Genomic DNA, 5365 nt, shown 5'->3' with positions numbered 1-5365 from the left:
CCGCACACACCCGAACGTCCGCGTCAACAGCACGTCCTGCGCCGCAGTGGGATAGAAGCGGTACCGGTACCCACGCTCCACCCCCGCAACCATCCACAGAGGATAGAACACCCGTACGACCACCCCCGCGACGGGCCAGCCGCCCTGACACCGATCCGCCGTACCGGCGAATCGACTGTCCCCGCCCTGCTCCGCAGGGCATTCCGTTTCCTCCCCGGCCTGAAGGCCGCAGTATCCACGGAAGGAATCTGATGACGAGCATGGCCTGTCGATCGTCACTACGGAACTCCGCCAGCCGAAAGGCGCTGTGGGCAGGAGCGTCACCGGCAGCGAAGCGCCCCACTCGCTCTAGCAGTGCTTCACTTTCGCGTCCGGAAACCTCGCGTGGGTGGGCGCCGTAGGCATGCAGCACGCGGAGGTCGGCGCGCTTCAGGAGGCGTCGCAGCGGAGGACCCGCGGGTTCGAGCTCTCGCCCACGGATCTGCCAATGGATCCCACGATCGTCAATCCAGCGGCCGTCGCTGATAGGGCGCGGCCATACCCCAGCAGCAAGCTCTCGGTCGGAGCCATCCGACTTCGCCGTACGGACCAGGTCGGCGAACGACTCTGCATGCTCGGGCTGATGACCCATGCTTCATCCTGGCACAGTGGCTACCACCATCCGGATCTGCCGCCGCCCGTGCGCGGCCGCTCTCGGACAGCAGTCACGCGGTGTACGCGCCGATGTGATGAACGAGCAGTCGTGGCCCTGTTGCTAGACAGGGGGATCAGCTCAGAATCGGTTCAGCAGGGTCATGAGTTCGCGGTTCGCGGCCGGGGCGTGCGCGAGTTCGTCCGCGCCGGCCGGCACCGATGCCGCACCGCCCGACTGATCACCTGGACGACACCCCGGGCCTCGCGATGCTGGAGGACAACCTCACGGCACGCCAGGAGGCTGACGGCATCATGATCGCGGAGATCGGCGCCCGGAAACGCATCAGCCGGTCGCCCTGCCCGCCGGGAAACGCACGTCTCCGTATGCACGGTCCCGCCAGCTGACCTGCTGGCTTATAGAACGATCAACTGTATATTGATCGCCATGGCAAGCATGCGGCGACCGAGTTTTCTCATCCTGTCGGCACTCGCGGTCGACCCGCTGCACGGCTACGCGGTGATCAGGGAAGTGACGCGGTTGTCCAGCGGAACGGTTCATCTGGCTGCCGGCACGCTGTACGCCGCCCTCGACCGTCTCACCGACGAGGGCCTGATCGAGGTCGACCGTGAGGAGACCATCGACGGCAGACTCCGCCGCTACTACCGGCTCACCATCCCGGGCGCCTCCGCGCTGGCCGCCGAGGCCGAGCAGATGCGGCGCGACGCGCGGATGGTCACCGCACGGCTGCGCAGAGCCGCCCCGGCCGGCAACCCCAAGCCCGCCTGACCGACCCGGCTCGTCACCGCCCCGCCGATCCCCTGACCATCGAAGGAACCTCGATGCCCGACGACACCGACACCACGAGCCTGGAACGCAGGTACCGTCGCTGGCTGTTCGCCTACCCGCGGGCGTACCGCCGTGAGCGTGGCCCGGAGATCCTCGCGACGCTGCTCGACGTCGCCGACCCCACCAGGTCCCGGCCTCCCGCCCGCGAGGTCGCCCATCTGCTCCGGCACGGCCTCAGCCTGCGCGTCGCGGAGTTCGGACGACGGGCTGTCGTCGTCGCGGCGATCGCCGCCGTACTCGGCACCCTGAGCGGCATCGCGCTGGGGTCGTGGCTGGCCTGGCGCAGCGTCGACCCGATGGCGCCCGACAAGACCACCGCGATGGTCCTGGCACGCACGATCCTGCCGGTCCCCGTCGACGACGAGGTCACGCAGTACGGGCGGCACACCTTCTGGAACCCGAACAGCAACAACAGCCTCCACGGCGGCACCGGGCTACGGGCCGGACGGACCACCGTCAGCGGCGTCGTGCCGCGGCAAGCCGGCAACCGAGATCTTGCCGCTGCCGTCCAGCAGCACATGCGGGAACAGGGCTGGCACGACGTACGCACCACCATCTCCCAGCCCGGACCGCAGGTCTCGCACCCTGCCGAGGTCGAGGTGACCGGCACCCGTGCCGGGTACCTGGCCACGGTGCTGGCGGTCGCGGCTGATGAGGTCAACCCCGCCACGCTGAGCGTCGACCTCATGTGGGCCGAGCCTCCCGGCCACCTGCGCGACACCATCCTCGGCGGCCTGGCCGGCGCCCTGTTCGGCGCACTGCTCGGCCTCTACACCGCGCAACGCATGAGCCGCCACGGCCCCGGCAGGCAGCGGGCATACTCGTGGCTCTGCCTCGCCACGCTGCTGATGCTCACCCCGGCATGCCTGGGCAACATCCCGACCAGCACCGGCTCCCTACTGGCCGGCACCCACCGTCACGGCACCGGCCCGTCGGTGTACTGGGGCGGATTCGTCTTCTTCGGGGCCCAGCCACTGGCCATCCTCTCCGTGGTCCCGATCGTGGCCATCATCATCAGCTGCCTCTGGCCGCGCACCGGGAACGCCGGCACTTCCCGCATCGCCTGAACACAGCAAAGCAGGCGCCCACCCGCTGGTCAGGCCGACGCGATCGGCCTGCTCCAGCGGCATCCTCGACCGGCCCGAAGCGCCAGGGGCCCGCCAACCCCACGGCATTGCACGTACGACGATCTGGCACCGTATCCGGCCATGAACCAATATGGACAACTGCGCCGCGCGGCGATCGGACAGGGCATCCCCGAGGACGAGATCGAAAGATTCGCCAAGCTCCTCCGATTCTCGATCTGGACGAACCAGCGCCTCAGCAACGGCACCCTCGTCGGGCATCCGCACGGCTTGCCGACCGGGCACATCACTGATGTTCTGGTCGGCCGCGCCGGTGGCCTGCCGTCGCTGCCGGTGGACATGGAATGGCCGACCGGCCCCAGTGGGCCCTTGCCGTTCGTCGCCGCCTTCGACTGCGCGGCACTTCCGCAGGTCGACGGCCTCGCGCTGCCGCCCGACGGTTCACTGCTCGTCTTCCTGCACCACGAAGACGCCTACGGCACGTACGACCGTGTGGAGGAGCAGAATCACGCACGGATCGTCTACGTGCCGGCCGGCATCGATACCGTGGTGGCGGCCGAGCCGGACCACACGGAACCGATGTTCTGCGCGACGCGTGAGTTCATCGCCCCTCAGCACGACCTGTTCGCCGTCGTCCATGCGCACCTGCCCAGTTGGCTGGAGAAGGAAGAAGATCTGTCCGACTTCCAGAAGCAGTTGGTGCGCCACCTACGGCATCGCCGGGAGCTGTCCGCCCTGGTACGCCGCCTCTGGCCGGACGGTACCTTCGCCGCATTCCAGTTCGGCGGCTACACCAAGGGCATCGGGGAGATGTACACCGAGCACCTCTACACCACTCCCGACCTGATCATGGCGGAGGAGAACCTCGAGGCCCGCGAGCAGGCCGGTGATCCCGTCATCACGCCCGAGCGGAGGGACTATCTGCTGGAGGAGGAACTACACCGGGTGTGGCGTGACTGGTTGCCGCTCGTCCAGTTCGATCCCGGTGACGACGTCTACCGGGGCAGATTTCTGATTCGCATCGAGGATCTGGCCGCCCGCCGATTCGACCAGGCCGTGTCTTTCACCGCGTTCCTCGAATAGACCGGCGACTTCTGCTACCGGTCGCGGCGGGTAGGAATCCGGGGTTACCTCTGTTGCGAACGGTCGATGTCAGAGGCATCGGCCGAGATCATGACAAGGATTGCTAGGGCTGCGACGGCAACTCCGGGTCGGAGGACTCGGGTGTCGGCGTGCCGCGTTTGACGAACTTGGTGACCCCGAAGGCGAGAAGCCAGGGCAGCGACAGGAAGCCGCCGCAGGCGAGCAGGGTCAGCAGGGCGGCGTCGGCGATCTCGCCGTGGAACCGTAGGTCCGGCCACGAGAAGTGGCTGCCCAGCACCGACAGTCCGTAGAACAGCACGATCACGACACTGATCCCCACCGCGATGCGGCGCCCACGTCGGCTCCCCGAGGCGGCCCAGGCTCCCAGCCCCAGCATGATCATGGGCGCCAGGCACAGTCCGGACATCAGGACCAGTCCGATGTAGGTCTCGCCGGGCCCATCGGCCAGGGGTGTGGCGGCAACGTCAGTCATCGGGAATCTCCAGGCGAGGGGACGGTCGATCAGGCGTGGCCGGCCGGCCGGCCGGGCGTGCACGATAGTGCGCGGACCAGGCAGGCCAGAGCGGCGGTCGAGGCGAGCGTACGAACCAGGTTCCAGCGCACCCAGACTTCCTCGTACGCCGCCCGCCCCGTAGCGGGATCGCTGATGGCGCCGGGGTCTCCGGCTGCCGCGAGTTCCTCGTTGAGCGGCACGCTGATGCCCATCGTGATCGCCAAGGCGGCCGCGTAGAGCAGGAAGGCCGCCGCCGTCCAGGGGCAGCACCCGCCTGCCGTCGCGGCGCAGGTGCAGGATTGTGGCGGCGGACCGGCAGGACCGGGCGGACGCCGAGCTCGCTCGGCTGATCGCCCGCCGCGCGCGGCGGCGGCGGGACCTATCCGCGAAACGTGATGATGATGCTGCAAGAGGCCGAAGCGGGCCGGATGACGCTCGCCCTGCCCTCGACGGCCGTCGCCGAGGCGCAAGCCGTCCTGCGCGCGGCGCCGACGATGTGGCACCACATCTTTCACTTATCCCGGCATCCGCGAGCAGCCCTTGACATGGAACGGCGTCATCGACGCGGGTCTGATCGCCGCACCGCGCCTGGAACACCACCCGATGCAGGCCGCCCTGATGGCCCGATCACGGCGGGACAGATCGTCGACGAAGCGACCGCAATGAACGCGGTCGTCGTCACGTCCGTGCCCGAGGCCTACGGCGCCTACGTTTGCGCACCGCAGGGCTACGCATCGCCGTCGACGACTTCGGCAACGGCTACTCATCGATGGCGTCCCTGCAACGACTTCCCGTCGACATCCTCAAGATCGATAGGAGTTTCACCCTCGGCCCCGCACCGGACAGTGCCCCTGCCGAACCGGCGTTCGTCCAGGCCATTCTCGGCCTCGCGGCCGCCCTGAGCCTCGATGTCATCGCCGAAGGAGTCGAGACTGCCGACCAGCGCGCCGCACTGAGCGCACTCGGCTGCCGGACCGCGCAAGGCTATCTGTTCGCCCGACCAACCCCAGCGGCGTCCATCGACGGCCTACTCGCCGCCGAAAGACGAGGACAGACCAGCCAGGGACTGGTCTCGAACGGGACCGGCAGCGCATGACTGGCCAGCTCGCGGGACTGTAAAAAGAACGGTGTAACTCCTGATCAAGGAGACGCACCTGATGACCATGACGACCGAGGCCGTGGATACTTCCGCGGTGGCCAAGA

The 5365-nt window shown here is 68.3% G+C and carries 7 protein-coding genes; 4 read left to right on the top strand and 3 right to left on the bottom strand.

What is annotated here, in order from left to right:
• On the bottom strand, positions 1-93 hold a 93-nt coding region (locus BC793_RS53010), incomplete at its 3' end, for a helix-turn-helix domain-containing protein (RefSeq protein WP_146246824.1).
• A 985-nt stretch (positions 94-1078) separates the two neighbouring features.
• On the opposite strand from BC793_RS53010, the gene BC793_RS48475 reads away from it, so the two are divergent.
• The 3 genes from BC793_RS48475 to BC793_RS48465 all read left to right on the top strand — a co-directional run bounded on the left by BC793_RS48475 (position 1079) and on the right by BC793_RS48465 (position 3648).
• On the top strand, positions 1079-1420 hold the full coding sequence (locus BC793_RS48475; protein ID WP_203896698.1) for a PadR family transcriptional regulator: 342 nt from the start codon (positions 1079-1081) through the stop codon (positions 1418-1420).
• Positions 1421-1473: 53 nt separating this feature from the next.
• Positions 1474-2547, top strand: coding sequence for a hypothetical protein (locus BC793_RS48470; RefSeq protein ID WP_109603408.1), 1074 nt, complete (start codon positions 1474-1476; stop codon positions 2545-2547).
• 141 nt (positions 2548-2688) lie between these two features.
• A complete protein-coding gene (locus tag BC793_RS48465) occupies positions 2689-3648 on the top strand; it encodes a DUF1963 domain-containing protein (RefSeq protein ID WP_109603407.1) in 960 nt (319 codons plus the stop codon).
• 103 nt (positions 3649-3751) lie between these two features.
• On the opposite strand, the gene BC793_RS48460 is transcribed toward BC793_RS48465, so the two are convergent.
• Together BC793_RS48460 and BC793_RS52630 are read right to left on the bottom strand one after the other, a co-directional pair.
• Positions 3752-4141: a hypothetical protein gene (locus BC793_RS48460; protein WP_203896697.1), complete on the bottom strand. Its 390-nt coding sequence runs from the start codon at positions 4139-4141 to the stop codon at positions 3752-3754.
• Positions 4142-4170: 29 nt separating this feature from the next.
• Positions 4171-4665 carry an anthrone oxygenase family protein gene (locus BC793_RS52630; protein WP_275416553.1) on the bottom strand — a complete coding sequence of 165 codons (495 nt, stop codon included), beginning with the start codon at positions 4663-4665 and terminating at the stop codon, positions 4171-4173.
• 209 nt (positions 4666-4874) lie between these two features.
• Here BC793_RS52630 and BC793_RS48445 point away from each other — a divergent pair, with 209 nt between their 5' ends.
• The gene (locus tag BC793_RS48445; RefSeq protein ID WP_109603406.1) at positions 4875-5258 is read left to right on the top strand and encodes an EAL domain-containing protein; all 384 of its coding nucleotides are present in this window, start codon (positions 4875-4877) and stop codon (positions 5256-5258) included.
• The last annotated feature ends 107 nt before the right edge of the window (positions 5259-5365 follow it).

This window comes from Actinoplanes xinjiangensis, assembly GCF_003148685.1.
Lineage (GTDB): Bacteria > Actinomycetota > Actinomycetes > Mycobacteriales > Micromonosporaceae > Actinoplanes > Actinoplanes xinjiangensis.
This window is presented reverse-complemented; position numbering and strand designations above follow the sequence as displayed.